Annotated in this window: 14 protein-coding genes; 4 read left to right on the top strand and 10 right to left on the bottom strand. The window is 60.6% G+C overall.

What is annotated here, in order from left to right; all coding sequences use genetic code 11:
* Position 1: 1 nt before the first annotated feature.
* Entirely contained in the window at positions 2 to 583 is a 582-nt protein-coding gene (locus DMP17_RS09620; RefSeq protein ID WP_337828858.1) for a cob(I)yrinic acid a,c-diamide adenosyltransferase, read from the top strand.
* A gap of 262 nt (positions 584 to 845) precedes the next feature.
* Positions 846 to 1,046 (top strand): hypothetical protein, encoded by a 201-nt coding sequence (locus tag DMP17_RS09625; protein ID WP_337828859.1) that lies wholly within the window; start codon positions 846 to 848, stop codon positions 1,044 to 1,046.
* A gap of 315 nt (positions 1,047 to 1,361) precedes the next feature.
* Here DMP17_RS09625 and DMP17_RS09630 read toward each other — a convergent pair whose 3' ends face one another.
* Together DMP17_RS09630 and DMP17_RS09635 are read right to left on the bottom strand one after the other, a co-directional pair.
* Positions 1,362 to 2,495 (bottom strand): DUF1176 domain-containing protein, encoded by a 1,134-nt coding sequence (locus DMP17_RS09630; RefSeq protein WP_337828860.1) that lies wholly within the window; start codon positions 2,493 to 2,495, stop codon positions 1,362 to 1,364.
* 209 nt (positions 2,496 to 2,704) lie between these two features.
* Positions 2,705 to 3,613 (bottom strand): hypothetical protein, encoded by a 909-nt coding sequence (locus DMP17_RS09635; protein ID WP_337828861.1) that lies wholly within the window; start codon positions 3,611 to 3,613, stop codon positions 2,705 to 2,707.
* 754 nt (positions 3,614 to 4,367) lie between these two features.
* Here DMP17_RS09635 and DMP17_RS09640 point away from each other — a divergent pair.
* Positions 4,368 to 5,237 carry a 3-hydroxyacyl-CoA dehydrogenase NAD-binding domain-containing protein gene (locus DMP17_RS09640; protein ID WP_337828862.1) on the top strand — a complete coding sequence of 290 codons (870 nt, stop codon included), beginning with the start codon at positions 4,368 to 4,370 and terminating at the stop codon, positions 5,235 to 5,237.
* Positions 5,238 to 5,442: 205 nt separating this feature from the next.
* Here the strand turns inward: DMP17_RS09640 and DMP17_RS09645 are convergent, their stop codons facing one another.
* The 3 genes from DMP17_RS09645 to DMP17_RS09655 all read right to left on the bottom strand — a co-directional run bounded on the left by DMP17_RS09645 (position 5,443) and on the right by DMP17_RS09655 (position 8,416).
* A complete protein-coding gene (locus DMP17_RS09645; RefSeq protein ID WP_337828863.1) occupies positions 5,443 to 5,871 on the bottom strand; it encodes a type II toxin-antitoxin system VapC family toxin in 429 nt (142 codons plus the stop codon).
* On the bottom strand, positions 5,871 to 6,140 hold the full coding sequence (locus DMP17_RS09650; RefSeq protein ID WP_337828864.1) for a type II toxin-antitoxin system Phd/YefM family antitoxin: 270 nt from the start codon (positions 6,138 to 6,140) through the stop codon (positions 5,871 to 5,873). The genes DMP17_RS09645 and DMP17_RS09650 overlap by 1 nt, the downstream gene beginning before the upstream one ends.
* A gap of 308 nt (positions 6,141 to 6,448) precedes the next feature.
* Positions 6,449 to 8,416: a S9 family peptidase gene (locus DMP17_RS09655; RefSeq protein WP_337828865.1), complete on the bottom strand. Its 1,968-nt coding sequence runs from the start codon at positions 8,414 to 8,416 to the stop codon at positions 6,449 to 6,451.
* A gap of 159 nt (positions 8,417 to 8,575) precedes the next feature.
* Between DMP17_RS09655 and DMP17_RS09660 the strand changes: the two genes are divergently transcribed.
* Positions 8,576 to 9,544 carry an alpha/beta fold hydrolase gene (locus DMP17_RS09660; protein ID WP_337828866.1) on the top strand — a complete coding sequence of 323 codons (969 nt, stop codon included), beginning with the start codon at positions 8,576 to 8,578 and terminating at the stop codon, positions 9,542 to 9,544.
* 130 nt (positions 9,545 to 9,674) lie between these two features.
* Here DMP17_RS09660 and DMP17_RS09665 read toward each other — a convergent pair whose 3' ends face one another.
* The 5 genes from DMP17_RS09665 to DMP17_RS09685 form a co-directional block, all read right to left on the bottom strand.
* Complete coding sequence (locus DMP17_RS09665) at positions 9,675 to 11,228, bottom strand: amino acid permease (protein WP_337828867.1); 1,554 nt, start codon at positions 11,226 to 11,228, stop codon at positions 9,675 to 9,677.
* Between the two features lie 158 nt (positions 11,229 to 11,386).
* Positions 11,387 to 11,776 carry an HIT domain-containing protein gene (locus DMP17_RS09670; protein ID WP_337828868.1) on the bottom strand — a complete coding sequence of 130 codons (390 nt, stop codon included), beginning with the start codon at positions 11,774 to 11,776 and terminating at the stop codon, positions 11,387 to 11,389.
* A gap of 41 nt (positions 11,777 to 11,817) precedes the next feature.
* Positions 11,818 to 12,138: a phosphoribosyl-ATP diphosphatase gene (locus DMP17_RS09675; protein WP_337828869.1), complete on the bottom strand. Its 321-nt coding sequence runs from the start codon at positions 12,136 to 12,138 to the stop codon at positions 11,818 to 11,820.
* Positions 12,139 to 12,238: 100 nt separating this feature from the next.
* Positions 12,239 to 12,622, bottom strand: a complete 384-nt coding sequence (locus tag DMP17_RS09680; protein WP_337828870.1) for a PEP-CTERM sorting domain-containing protein — start codon at positions 12,620 to 12,622, stop codon at positions 12,239 to 12,241.
* 180 nt (positions 12,623 to 12,802) lie between these two features.
* Positions 12,803 to 13,684, bottom strand: a complete 882-nt coding sequence (locus DMP17_RS09685) for an LOG family protein (RefSeq protein WP_337828871.1) — start codon at positions 13,682 to 13,684, stop codon at positions 12,803 to 12,805.
* Between the last annotated feature and the right edge of the window lie 97 nt (positions 13,685 to 13,781).

The following is a 13,781-nucleotide window of genomic DNA, read 5'->3' on the forward strand; positions in this document are numbered from 1 at the left end:
CATGGTCAAGCTCAACAAAATCTACACCCGCACCGGCGATGACGGCACCACCGGCCTTGTCGATGGCTCGCGCGTTGCCAAAGCCGACCCGCTGATGGAAGCCATCGGCGCGGTCGATGAAGCCAATAGCGCCATCGGTCTGGCGGTCGTCCATCTCGCTTATCATCCGATCTTCGGATCGATGCTCAAAATGGCGCAGAATGACCTGTTCGATTTGGGTGCGGATCTGGCGACCCCTGCGGGCGAGGGCGATGATTTCGCCCCGTCCGAAATGGTGTTGCGTATCATCCCGACGCAGATTGAGCGGCTGGAAAGCCAGATTGACGCGATGAACGAACATCTGCCGCCGCTGCGCAGCTTCATCCTCCCCGGCGGGAGCGAAGCGGCAGCATCGGTCCACATCGCCCGCGCCGCCGTGCGCCGCGCCGAACGCACGATTGTTGCGGCAGGCGCAAGCCACCGGCTCAATCCGTCGGCGCTCGGCTATATCAACCGCCTGTCCGACCATCTGTTCGTCATGGCCCGCGCGATCAACGCCGAAGGCTCCGGCGATATTTTATGGGTGCCCGGCGCATCGCGGTAAAATTCTGATAATGTTGAGGCACGCCAGCTCCGCCCCAAGCTTGTTTTGGGGCGGTGGCATTTGCGCTCGCATATGACGGAGGGATGACGCGCTATCGAGAGGGGAATACCCCTCCGACACGCGCTTGCGCGCGCGCCACCTCCCCTTGTCAGGGGAGGATATTGAAGGCGCCTCCGTCTTCCTTTGCCGCCAATATCTTAACCCCGTCTTCACCACTCGCCGCCTACACTTGCGCCCGAACCCGCACAAAAAAAGAGGCGTTATGGGACCGGTCGTTTATATTTTATTCGCCTGCTGCTGTGCGATGCTCGCTTATGCGCGGCAGGGACATGTGGCGGTCGAAACATGGCAATGGGGGGCGACCGCACTGTTCGGGCTGGCGAGCGTGCGCGAATTTGTCGCTGCCCGCGCAAGGAAGAAGCCGCAAGCCTATCACGATCTGAAGGTCAAGCCGGAAGGGTAATAGAGGGGTGTGGGCCATCTTTCTGAGACTCTGATTCCGGAAATCCCTCACAATAATAATCACCCCCTACAACCAAAACCTTCGTCATTCCCGCGCAGGCGGGAATCCATCTCCTGACATTTTCCGCAAACCGGCCGGTCGGGAGATGGATCCCCGATCAAGTCGGGGATGACGAATGTTTTGGCGTGGCGCGAAGGCGGGGATGACGCAGATTTAGACATGGCGCAGAGGCGGGGATGCGGCGCGTCCGGAACCAGGGCGAACGGGGGCCGACGCACATTTCCGCTCCCTATACGCAGCCGTCTCCGCTCCCCCTCAATAAGCCGCCGTCCACAATGAAGGCCAATCGCGCACCCCGCGACATTCATCCATTTTGGCGAGGCGGATAAGGCGGAAGCGGGTGCCGTCCCACAGCCAGCTTGCCTTGGTGCCGCAATCGCCCATGCCGCGCCCTTTATTGTCGTGCGTGATGAGGCCGGTGGCCGCATCATAGCCGCTATTGACCAGCACTGGCGCGTCGCCTCCGGCCTTGAGTTCGCCCAGGCCCTGGTCGAACGGGGCGGGCGTAAAGCGCATCGCGCCCGCTTTGCCGCGCGCGAGATAATAAGCGTCCGCCACATTATAGGCCCCCGCGCCGCAGCCGATGGCGAGCAGGCTGGTCTTGGCGTCAAGGCGATAGCTGTTGCGCTCATAATGGTCCGGCCCCGCCGAAGTGTCGGGCTTTTCGCAGCCCGCACGGGCGGCGAGCGCGTCCCATTCCGCCGCGCTTGGTTGATAGGCGGCCGCCGATGAAGCCGCCGCGCGCTTATAGCGGGGGGCGGTGCGCGGGGTCGGCACCGTGCTTGCGGGCTTGGGACCGGTCGCGACCAACGCGGTCACACCATCGGCGCGGCCCTGTTCGTCATCCATATAGACGAGCGCCGCATTAAGCCCGGCAAGCGAGGCTTTGGCGTGGGTGCGGCCATCATCGCCCTGCAACCAGATTTCCTTGGCATTGCGCAACTGTGCCGCCAGCGCCGCATCGAGCGCCACGGTCCAGCCTTGTTGACGCCCTTCCGCTTCCCCCTCCATCGGACGAATCGCCAGCGGCGTGCCGTCATCGGTCATGAAGCGCACGGCACCACGCGGCGGGAAAGTATCGGGCCAGCCATCGGTCATGACGAGCCGCAAGACCGCCGCCGCATCGGCGCCGCCTGCCCGCGTGACGCTGGGCGCGACCCAGATGGTGGGGTCTTGATCGACCTGCATCATGCCATTGGCCTGACAGGCTTTTTCATTGTCGCACCCGACCGCCCAGTCGGTGAAAATCTTAAGCGTTCCTGCTGTTTGTGTTGCAGCTTTCGGGGCTTTGGGGGCCGCCAGCACGGCGGGCGCGCCCATGAGGAAAGACGCGGCGACCAGCAACGCGGACGACGCAGACAATGCCGACAAGGCAATGGATTTTTTCATAAACAACACAGGCTCCCTGATACCGGACGCAACAGTGCGGCGCGCGCACGCGGACGGCAAGGGGGAAAATGCGCTAAAGGAAAAGCGGCTATGGGACGGTAGGCAGGCCTTTCGATTTTACAAATTCACATAAGTCACACGCTAAGCGCTTTTTGTGCGGGGGATGCGGGCGGGTGACGTGTCCCGCAGCGACCGGCGTGGCGCCACGCTCATTCCTCCTCCCCCGCATCTGCGGCGAGCCAGTCGGGCATCATGCTCATATCCATGCCCGCGCCCATATTGTTAAAGTCCGGATAGCGTTGCCGCACCCGCGCCGCCGCCGCCTTGTCGCCGCCATAGCTTTCCAGCGCGATGACCAATGTTTCAAACGCCTGCGCGGCATAATAGTCGGTGCCTTTGCACGGCATATGCGCTTCGAAAAAGCGGGCAGCGGCGCGCGCGACCGTGCGGTCCTCCTCGCTCGCAGCTTCGGGGACGGGCGCGGGGGCGCACGGGCCGCCATCAGACGGGTCGGCATCACACAAGTCGGCATCAGACGGGTCGATATTGTGAGGGGCACCATCACGCGGGCCCTGCGCCGCTTCGCCATATTCGGGCGACAGGCAATCGAGAAAGCCGTCAAATTCTTCGGCAACACATTTGGTCACATGATCCTCGCGCGCTTCCAGTTTGGCGAGCCGTTCGATCGTGGTGAGCAGCACGCGCGGGTCGCGGCGGCGGCGTTCGGCGACAATCTCGCCATCCTTGTAAACGGTTTCGTGGATGCCGGTGCGCGCCAATTCGAACACATCATCGACCAGCCGCTTGCGCGCAAGGCGTAGCGCCGCCTCCCACGCCACGCCAAATGCACGACCGGCGGCGCGGCGGCGGAAGCGATAGGCGCCCTCGCGGCTCATGCCGGCCGCATGGGCGGCTTCGGACACATTGCCGCTTTCGGCCAGATATTCGCAAAAGCGCCGCTGCCGCGCCCCGCTCCAGCCATTGGCGCGCGCGTGCGGATCGGCCCCATGGTCGGGACCAGTTACGCCCGTTTCATCAAGAGCAAAGCCATCAAGAGGAAAGGAAGGGCCGCCATCCGTAACAGCCGCCCGGGGTGAAGGGAGATATTTCTGTTCCATTTCAAAGGATGGAACAAAGATTGTTTGTGTAGGAAAGCGGGAAATTTCCGCAGAGGCGCGAAGATTAGGAGTGTGCGGTCGGGCGCGCGCGATGCAGAAATGGGAAGGGGTTCACGCAGAGACGCAGAGGTTGGGGAGACGCAGAGGGGCTTCACGAACCGCTATGCTCGTGCCCCGCATCAGGCGTGGTTTTTGTAAAGGTTCGAGCGGAGGCGCGGAGGCGCGGAGATTTGGTGGGTAGAGGGCGTGTTGGAATGTGCGGTGCAGGATGCTGGAAAAAAACTGGGGGCCTCCCCCGACCCCGTTCGCCCAGAGTAGGCCGTAGGCCGTATCGAAGGGCGTTTGGAGGAACAAACTGCTTCGATACGCGGCTTCGCCGCTACTCAGCACGAACGGATTTTTTAAGCTCTCCCCTCTGCGCCTCCTCAATCTCTGCGCCTCTGCGCTAACCAAAAAATCTTCGCGTCTTCGCGTGAACTTAAAAAAGCTCCACGCCCCCGCGCCTCCGCGTGATTCCTTATATCGCTACGTTCGAGGCCATCGAAAAATGGGAAATGCACGCGAAGACGCGAAGACGTGGAGATACGAAAGAGTGTGCAACTCTTCCGGCGCGGATGCACGTGCATCCTCCCTTCGCCGCTACCTAAGGCGCGCAAGCAGGCTGGCGTCCGTCTGCGCTTGGCGCTAGAGGCGGAGGCGACGATTCATGGCGATTCAAGCGATTGGGTCCGTACGTAACGCGAAGGAATTTAGTGTGAAAATCATCGGTGTCATCGGCGCGGGGCAGATGGGGGCGGGGATCGCCCAGGTTTCGGCGGCGTCCGCCTATCAGGTGCTGCTCGGCGACATTGGCTTGGAGCAGGCGGAAAAGGGCAAGGCGGGGATCGCCAAACAGCTTAACCGTCTTGTCGACAAGGAAAAGATAACCGCCCCCCAGCGCGACGAGATATTGGCGCGCATCACACCGGTCGCCGACCATGCCGCTTTCGCGCCTGCCGATCTCGTCATCGAGGCGGCGACCGAGCGCGAGGACATCAAGCGCAAAATCTTTGAAAGCGTCGGCCAGCATCTATCGGACAGCGCGATTTTGGCGTCGAACACCTCGTCGATCCCGATTACGCGGCTCGCGCAAGCCGCGCCCGATGCGGCGCGTTTCATGGGCGTCCATTTCTTCAATCCGGTGCCGGTTATGGGCTTGATCGAGCTGATCCGCGGCTTGGCGACATCGGACGACACGCTCGCCAAGGTGCAGGATTATGGCCGCAGTCTGGGCAAGGAAATCGTCCTCGCCAATGACGCGCCGGGCTTTATCGTGAACCGCATCTTGATGCCGATGCTCAACGAAGCCTGTTTCGCGCTGGGCGAGGGCGTCGCCAATGTGACCGATATCGACACCGCCGTGCGGCTGGGATTGAACCATCCGATGGGGCCGCTGACGCTCGCCGATTTTATTGGCTTAGACACCTGCCTTGAAATCACCCGCGTGCTCCACGAAGGCACCGGCGACCCCAAATTCCGCCCCGCGCCCTTGCTCGTCAAATATGTCGAAGCGGGCTGGTATGGCCGCAAAACGGGCCGCGGTTTTTACGATTATTCGGGCGAGGCGCCGGTCCCGACGCGGTAAAATCCACTCCCCTCCCGCGTGCGAGTGAGCGAGATTATGCCCCCGGCATAATCTGAAACGGCCGGGGGCAGTTTCAAGCTCACTGGGTTCGGGGAGGGTCTGTCAATAGTCAGCGTAAACCTGCCCTCCCCGACTTCGCCTAAGAATTTTCGCTACGCTTCAAATTCCTAAGGCTACGTTGCCCCTCCCGTTTACGGGAGGGGAGCTAACTTTCCGCCGCATCCCACGGGTTGAGAAGCCGCACGCCCGTTGCGACAAAATCCGCGACATTGCGTGTGACCAGCACCATGTCATGCACGAGCGCCGTGGCAGCGATGATCGCGTCGCGCTCCGGCTTGGGGTCGGGCACATGCAAGGCCGCCGCTTGCAACGCCACATCCGTGTCCATCGCCAGCGTGCGGTCTTCAAATTCGGGAAGAATATAGTTTTGCTGCCAATCGCGCAGCAAGGTCGCCTGCTCCGGATCCTTGCGGGCAAGCCGTAGAATGCCCATCTCGATTTCGAACATTGTCATCGCCGAAATATAGTGATGTTCGACATTTTCCTGCGCAGCCCAGTTGCGCACATTCGCATCCGCACGATGCGATTCGATCTTGCGGAGTTCGGACAGGATATTGGTATCGAGCAGATACATTAATCGAAATCCATCTCGCGGGGGAGGCTGCGCGAGCGTGGAAATTCAACGTCAATTTCCGCTGACGCGGGATGGCTGAGCGCGTCAATAATAGATCGCTTTTTGCCGCTCTTACCCAATTCGTTGCGCAGGCGGCGATATTCTTCGATGCTCATCAGCACATGGGCGGGTTTGCCGCGGTCGGTGATGATGACTGGAGCTTTGAGGGCCTCTTTTTTGATGCGCGATACGTCCTGATTAAATTCGCGGCTGGATATAATCTTGCCCATAACCGGCCTCCTCCTGCCTGCACCCTCGCTCAATGTAGCAACGTTACTACATTGAGCGAGGAGAGGCAAGATATGCGAGAGAGGTTCGTTTGAACGAGCACCTTCATCCCTTCAAACAGGCCGTCCCCCGTCCCCTCCCGCCTGCGGGAGGGGCAACGGAGCCTTATGACCCAGAGCGAAGCGAAGGGGCATTAGGCGAGTGGGGTGGGCTTGGTTTAAACTGCGCTTGAAACTGCCCCCGGCAGTTTCAGATTATGCCGGGGGCATAATCTCGCGCACTCGCAAGCGGGACGGGAGAGAGGCGCGGCTTATTTGCCCGCACTGTCGCCCAGCAAATTCTTTTGCCAGAACATCAAATCGACCCAGAATTGATAGTCCGAATTTTCCTTCTTGGCGAAGCCATGACCTTCATTTTTGGCGAGCAGGTGCCAGGCGGAGCCGCCTTGTGCGCGCACGGCCTGGACGATCTGGTCGGCTTCCGATGCAGGCACACGCGGGTCGTTGCCGCCGGTTACGACCAGCAGCGGGATTTTGAGTTTCGCTACATTGGTCATCGGGCTGATTTCGATGAGCTTGGCTTTCTGTGCCGGATCGCGCTCGTCACCATATTCGACGCGGCGCAGGTCGCGGCGATAGCTTTGGGTGTTTTCAAGGAAGGTCACAAAGTTGGAAATCGCGACCACGCAATTGGCCGCCTTCAACCGGTCGCCGTAACGGATGGCAGACGCATAGCACATATAGCCGCCATAAGAGCCGCCGGTAATCGCGGTTTTCTTGGGGTCAATCGCACTATCCTTATTGAGCGCATCAAGGAAAGCGCCGATGTCCTTGACACTATCTTCGCGCTTGAACGGGCCATTGTCGAGGCTGACGAAGCGTTTGCCAAAGCCGGTTGACCCGCGCACATTGGGATAGAAAAGCGCAACGCCCAGTTCGTTGAGATAATAATTATTACGTCCCCTGAACCCCGCGGTCGATTGGCCTTCCGGACCGCCATGCACCGAAATGATGAGCGGGCGCTTGCCGGGGAATTTTTTGGGATCGGGCTTATAGAGCAATCCGGACACCGGCTCGCCATCAAAGCTTTTCACCTCCAATATGGTCGGCTCGACATTGATATTGGGGTTAAGCCCGCCGGTTTCGCTCTGCGTCCAGCGCGTGACCGCCAGTGTCGCGGGGTCGATCGAATAAGCATCGGTCGCGCCTTTGGCCGAATTGAAGCTCAGCCCGATCGTCCCCCACGGCGCAATCTGCATCCCGCCTGCGGTGCCTTTGGGGATGCCGGTCACGGTGCGGACATTGCCGGACACGACGTCCATCAGCTTGATGATGTCGGTGCCTGCTTCATTGACCGCATAGACCAATGTTTTGCCGTCGTCCGACAGGTCGAACCCGTCCACATCCCATTTCTTCTCCGGCGTGCGGGGCGTGAATTTTCCGGTCGCCACATCAAGCGTGCCGAGCCGCTGGAAATCGCTATCCTCGTCGCTGGTAATCCATAAGGTGCCATCGGGCGCAAAATCCGCGCCGCCATAAGAGACGGCTTTGCTATGATCGCCGACGGGGCTCATCTTGCCCGACGCAAGATCGAGCAGATAGAGGTTCGATTTTTGCACCGACACATATTCGGTCACGAGCGCGCGCTTATTGTCATGCGCAATCGCGTTGATGCCCCAACCGCCGCCTTTGACCTCAGCCACCATGCGCGCCGTTTTAGGGTCGCGCGGGTCCATGATATAAAGATCATTGTCGGTGCCGTTGCGCTTGGTCGAGCTATAGGCGATGATCGACCCGTCCGGGCTCCAGCCGTTAAAGCCGTTGCGGCTTTTGCCGTCGGTGAGCAATGTCAGACGCCCGTCCTTCAGCGTATAAAGCTGGTAAAATTCATTGCCGCCCGTATCTTTCACTGCCAGCAACACATCGCCCTTGGGCGACCAGCTTCCGCCCAGAGGTTCGGCTTCAAAGCTGATCTGGCTGCGCGCCATCATCGGCGCTTTGACGACATGGATCTGGTTGGTGTTGCCGAAGCGGGTGCTGACCAGCATCGAACGGTCGAGCGGATTCCACCCCGAAAAGCCCGCGCTGCGCGCTTCCATATAGGGCCGCGTTGCCGCAATCATCGATTGGGGGACGGGCGGTATGCCGTCTGCGACCAAGGCTTCGGGCTTGGCAACAGGAGCTTCCTGCGGCGTGATGCCGGGCGCGGCTGGCTCGGCATAAGCGGGGCTTGCGGCCACAACCAATATTGCTGTGCCGATCAGGTGCGAAAAGCGCATAAATATCCTATTCCCTGTTAATGTGTGTTATTTTGATAACACGCAATGTCACCGGTCACAAGCCGGATAAATCTGCGCTGTGACAAAGCCGCTTGACTGGACGGGGTGGCTCTCTAGCAAGGAGCAATCCGACTTGCCCTTGAGAGGAGCCGTGCGCGCATGAAAATATTGGCCCTTACCGCCCTTCCCCTTTTGGCCCTTACCGCCTGCGCCCATGCGCAAACGGTGCCCGCGACCGGCACAGAAGTGGCCGATGCCAGCGCGGCGGCGGCGACCAGCGAAGCGCCCGCAACGGCCTCGGCCACCGGCGCGCGCGATGCCATTGCGACCGACCGCATCATGGTGCAAACGGTCGGCAAAGGGCCGGACGTTATCTTGATCCCCGGCCTCGCTTCTTCGCCCGACGTGTGGGAAAGCACGGTCGCGGGCGTGCCGGGCTATCGCTATCATCTCGTCCATGTGAACGGCTTTGCAGGCCGTGCGCCGCAAGCCAATAGGGGCGGCGTTTTCATTGACCCGGTGGCCGACGCGATTGCGGATTATGTGCGCCAGCAAAAGCTCGGCAAAGTCTCGCTGGTCGGCCATTCGCTCGGCGGCACACTCGCAATGCGGATTGCGACGCGCCACCCCGATCTGGTTGGCAAGCTGATGGTCGTCGATATGCTGCCTTTCATGGGTGTGATGTTCGGCGGACCTGCGGCGACGGTCGAAAGCGTGACGCCGACCGCTGTTGGCCTGCGCACCACGCTCGCCACCGCACTGCCCGATGCGCGCAAGAAGAATATCGAGACCAGCATCGCCAATATGATCAAAGACCCCGCCCAGCGCGCGACCGCGATCACCCATTCGCTGACCAGCGACCAGATCATGTCGGCGCAGGCCATGTATGACCTCATCACCACCGACCTGCGCCCCGATCTGGGCAAATATACCGGGCCGATGGAAGTGTTGTGGGTCTATCCCCCCAACGCGCCGGTGCCGGAGCCTGTCTATAAGCAGGTGTTCGAAGGCGCGTTTGCGGGCGCGAAACAGGCCAAGGTCAAACAAATCCCCGATAGCTGGCACTTCATCATGTGGGACCAGCCGGAAGTGTTCCAGCAAGAATTGAAGGCGTTTCTCGCGGGGTGAACCCGATCTAGCAGGCTGCGCGAAACCCGCCCCTGCTGCGCTCATAAACGTAAAAAAAAGGGGGAGAGCATCGCTGCTCTCCCCTTTGTTATTTGCGCAACGCTTTTGGCCTGTATCAGGCGTCTCTGCCTTAAGCGTCTTTACCGCCCGGTGTCGGTGCGCCGGGCATCGGCGGGACCGGTTGCGGCGGCGCGTCGGGGTCATCTTCATGCACGTCGATAATCCCGCGTCCGACATTGCTGCGCTTGCGGCTATAGGCGAAATAGACGCACAGGCCGACCGCTGCCCAGATGAGGAACAGGTAAATGCTCTTCAGGTCGAGATTGAAGAAGAGATAGATACAGCCCAAAATCGCAATCGGGGCGGTGATATAAATGGCCGGCGTCCGGAACGGGCGGTGCCGCGTTGGATCGGTGCGGCGGATCACCATCACCGCAATCGACACGGCGGCAAAGGCGAACAAGGTGCCCGAATTGGAGATATTGGCCAACTGCCCCACGGGGAAGAAGGCCGCGAACAGCGCCACCGCAATACCGGTAATGATGGTGATAACGTGCGGCGTGTTATAGCTGGGGTGGATTTTCGAGAAGGATTGCGGGAGCAAACCGTCACGGCTCATCACGAAGAAAATGCGGGTCTGACCGAACATCATCATCAGGATAACCGAAGGCAGTGCAAGCCCTGCGGCCAGGCCGATAAGGTTGCCGACTTGCGGCCAGCCGATTTCGCGCAAGGTCCATGCCAAGGCTTCCTTGGAACAGACCACCGCCTGATCGCTGATCGCACCGCAAGCGGCAGCCAGTTCGCGGCTTCCCGGTTCCAGCGCATGGCTGCCCGAAATACCGACCGGCTGCGCACCGACCGACCCGATCACGCCAGCGGCGACGAGCAGGTAGAAGATGGTGCAGATCGCCAAGCTGCCAATCAGGCCGATCGGCATATTGCGTTGCGGATTTTTGGTTTCTTCCGCTGCGGTCGATACCGCGTCGAAGCCGACATAAGCGAAGAAAATCGACGCGGCGGCGGCCCCGATACCCGCGACGCCCAAAGGCGCGAAGGGTTCGAAATTGTCCATATTCATCACCGGCACGGCCAGTACGATGAACAGGGTCAAAGCGATGACCTTGATGACCACCAAAATGGCGTTGACGGTGGCCGATTCCTTGGTGCCCATGACGAGCAGCCAAGTCACAAGGCCCGCAATAAACATAGCCGGAAGGTTGATCATCCCGCCGTCAAACGGGCCTAAAACCCACGCATCGGGTATGTTTATACTGAACGCATGTTCGATAAGCCCGACGACATAGCCGGACCAGCCGACGGAAACGGCCCCTGCCGCTACCGCATATTCGAGGATGAGCGCCCAGCCGACCATCCATGCGATCAGCTCGCCCATCACGGCATAGCTATAGGTGTAAGCCGAGCCCGATACCGGCACCATCGACGCCATTTCGGCGTAGCAAAGCGCGGCGAACGCACAGACAAAACCGGCAATGACGAAGGAAATCATCATGCCCGGCCCTGCTTTCTGGGCGGCTTCGGCGGTCAGAACGAAAATACCGGTGCCGATGACAGCACCGATGCCGAGCATGGTGAGCTGGAACGCGCCCAAAGAGCGGTGCAGCGATTTTTTCTCGGCTGTGGCTAAAATGGCGTCCAATGGTTTGACGCGATCGAATAACATAGACATTCCCCTAACAAAGCGCCCCGCTGTTCGGGGTCGCCGGATTGCGCAGGCAATCCTTGGTATTGTGCCGGAACCTAAACGCTTTCACGAAGCGCGCAACATTATATTGCGCGCTGACGCCCCCGGCAGGCCATTTTTATCGCATTTTTACCGGCTCACGCGCCGTCATGCTGCACCAGCATCGGTCCCAGCGCGCGTCCGGCGAGGATATGGACATGAAGGTGCGGCACTTCCTGATGGCTGTGCGGCCCGGCATTGGCGATCAGGCGATAGCCCGGCTCGACCAGCCCCGCCGCGCGCGCAACATGGCCGACGGCGCGGACAAATCCGGCAATTTCAGCATCGCTCGCCCGCGCGGAAAAATCGTCCCAGCTCACATAAGGGCCTTTGGGAATAACCAGAATATGCGTCGGCGCCCACGGGCTGATGTCGGGAAAGGCATAAGCCCATTCATCATCATAAACCGGCGTCGACGGAATCTCCCCGCGCAGGATTTTGGCAAAGATATTCTGGTCATCATAAGGCTGGGTCGCATCAACGGCCATGAGCGGGGACTCCTTGACGGGGGTGGGGGAAGGGCGGGCGATCAATCCTGCGCGCGCGATGCTTTTTCTTCAAGGCCGGACAGGCCTTCGCGGGCGTCGAGTTCGGCGAGGATGTCGGCAAAGCTTAGGTCCATATCGGCAAGCAGGCAGGCGAGATGGAAGAGGAGGTCGGCGGATTCGGAAATCGTGCCTGCGCGGTCGTCACTGACCGCGGCGATCACGGTTTCGGTTGCCTCTTCGCCCAGCTTTTGCGCCATTTTTGCGCGGCCTTTCTGCGCGAGGCTGGCGACATAGCTGGTGGCCGGATCGGCGCTGCGGCGCGCCCTTATCGTGGCTTCGAGGCGGGTAAGACGGTCATCCATAGGCTCGCTGCATGGCGAGGGGGACGCGGTGCCGTCAAGCGGAAAAGCGGCGCGCTATGCCGATTGGCGTGGCCAACGGGGCGCTGGTTGGCGTCGGAGGTCAGTCCTTGGCGATGCCGTCGCCGCCCGGCCTGCGCCGCGCGCGCATCCGTGCAAAGGCAAGGCCTGCGAGCCCCGCCCCGAACAGGCCGATCATTGCGGGCTCGGGAACTTCGGCCGCCGCCAGCGCATTGCCGGTTGCGGCCTGACGCGGCTGGCCTTTGGCCGCTACCGGCGGCGTGAAGAAGGAGCCGCCCGCCGAGGTGGCTCCGCTATTATTGGCCGGTGCAGGCGTAGCAGCTGCGGGCGTGGCAGGAGCGGGCGTAGCGGGCGCTTGCGTGGACGCAGGTGCGGCTGGCGGCGCGGCTTGCGCGGCAAAGACCGGCACGAGCGCGACCAGCGCGACCGCAATCGCCCCGCCCAGACGGTATAAAATATGCCGCATCCTGCCTGTCCGTTCCATTCGCTTGCCCATCCGGCCTGCCTTTAAAGTCATAAGGCGAATCCCTTTGAAATCGCACATGAAATTTCTTTAGCAGAAACAGATGAATAATGTCCAAAGGGAGGCGTAAAATCTTGTGGCGGGCAGAAGAGGGGAGCAGAGGGCTTGTCGATTAAGGGCGCCTTATGCGTCCTTCAAATGCGCGCCATCGCCATTGGGGTAATAGGCCTGGATGATTTCCCAAGCCTCTTCGGCGGTTTCGACGAACTGGAACAGGTTCAAATCATCAATGCCGATCACGCCTTCTTCCGCGAGCGCGTGGAAATCGACGACCCGTTCCCAAAATTCCTTGCCGAAGAACAGGACCGGCATCGGCTTGATCTTGCCGGTCTGGATCAAGGTCAGCAGCTCGAACGATTCATCGAACGTGCCAAAGCCGCCGGGGAACACAGCCACCGCCCGCGCGCGCAGCAGGAAGTGCATCTTGCGCAGCGCGAAATAGTGGAACTGGAACGACAGCGAGGGCGTCACATATTGGTTGGGGGCCTGTTCATGCGGCAAGACAATGTTGAGGCCGATGGATTCGCGGCCGACATCCGCCGCGCCGCGATTGGCCGCCTCCATGATCGAAGGCCCGCCACCCGAACAGACGACAAAATGGCGGTCGCCATCCTTGTCGGTCGGCACCTGACTGGCGATTTGCGCAAGCTTGCGCGCTTCTTCATAATATTTGGCCTTGGCGACCAGCCGTTCGGCGACGGTCTTTTCCCAATCGGTTTTGGCTTGTGCGAGCCGTTCGGCAGCATGGCCGGGCTCCGGAATCCGCGCCGAGCCATAAACGACCATCGTCGAGGCAATCTTCGCTTCATCGAGCAGCAATTCGGGCTTGAGCAATTCCAGTTGGAAACGGACGGGGCGCAAATCTTCGCGCAACAGAAAGTCCGTATCCTGAAACGCAAGCTTATAGGCTGCGCTTTCGGTCTGGGGGGTAGAGAGATTTTTCTTGGCGAAATCCGCATCTTCGCGGGCGCGCGGAAAGCGCGACTTATGCTTTTCTTGAGTCATTGCGTTGCCTTTAATCGAGTCCGCCGGAAAAGGCAAAGCACAGACAGTTTTCTATCGCGTTTTTACCCCCCATTGCGCCGCCCCTATGCGGCAAAAG

It is taken from the genome of Pseudonocardia sp. TMWB2A (assembly GCF_017312135.1).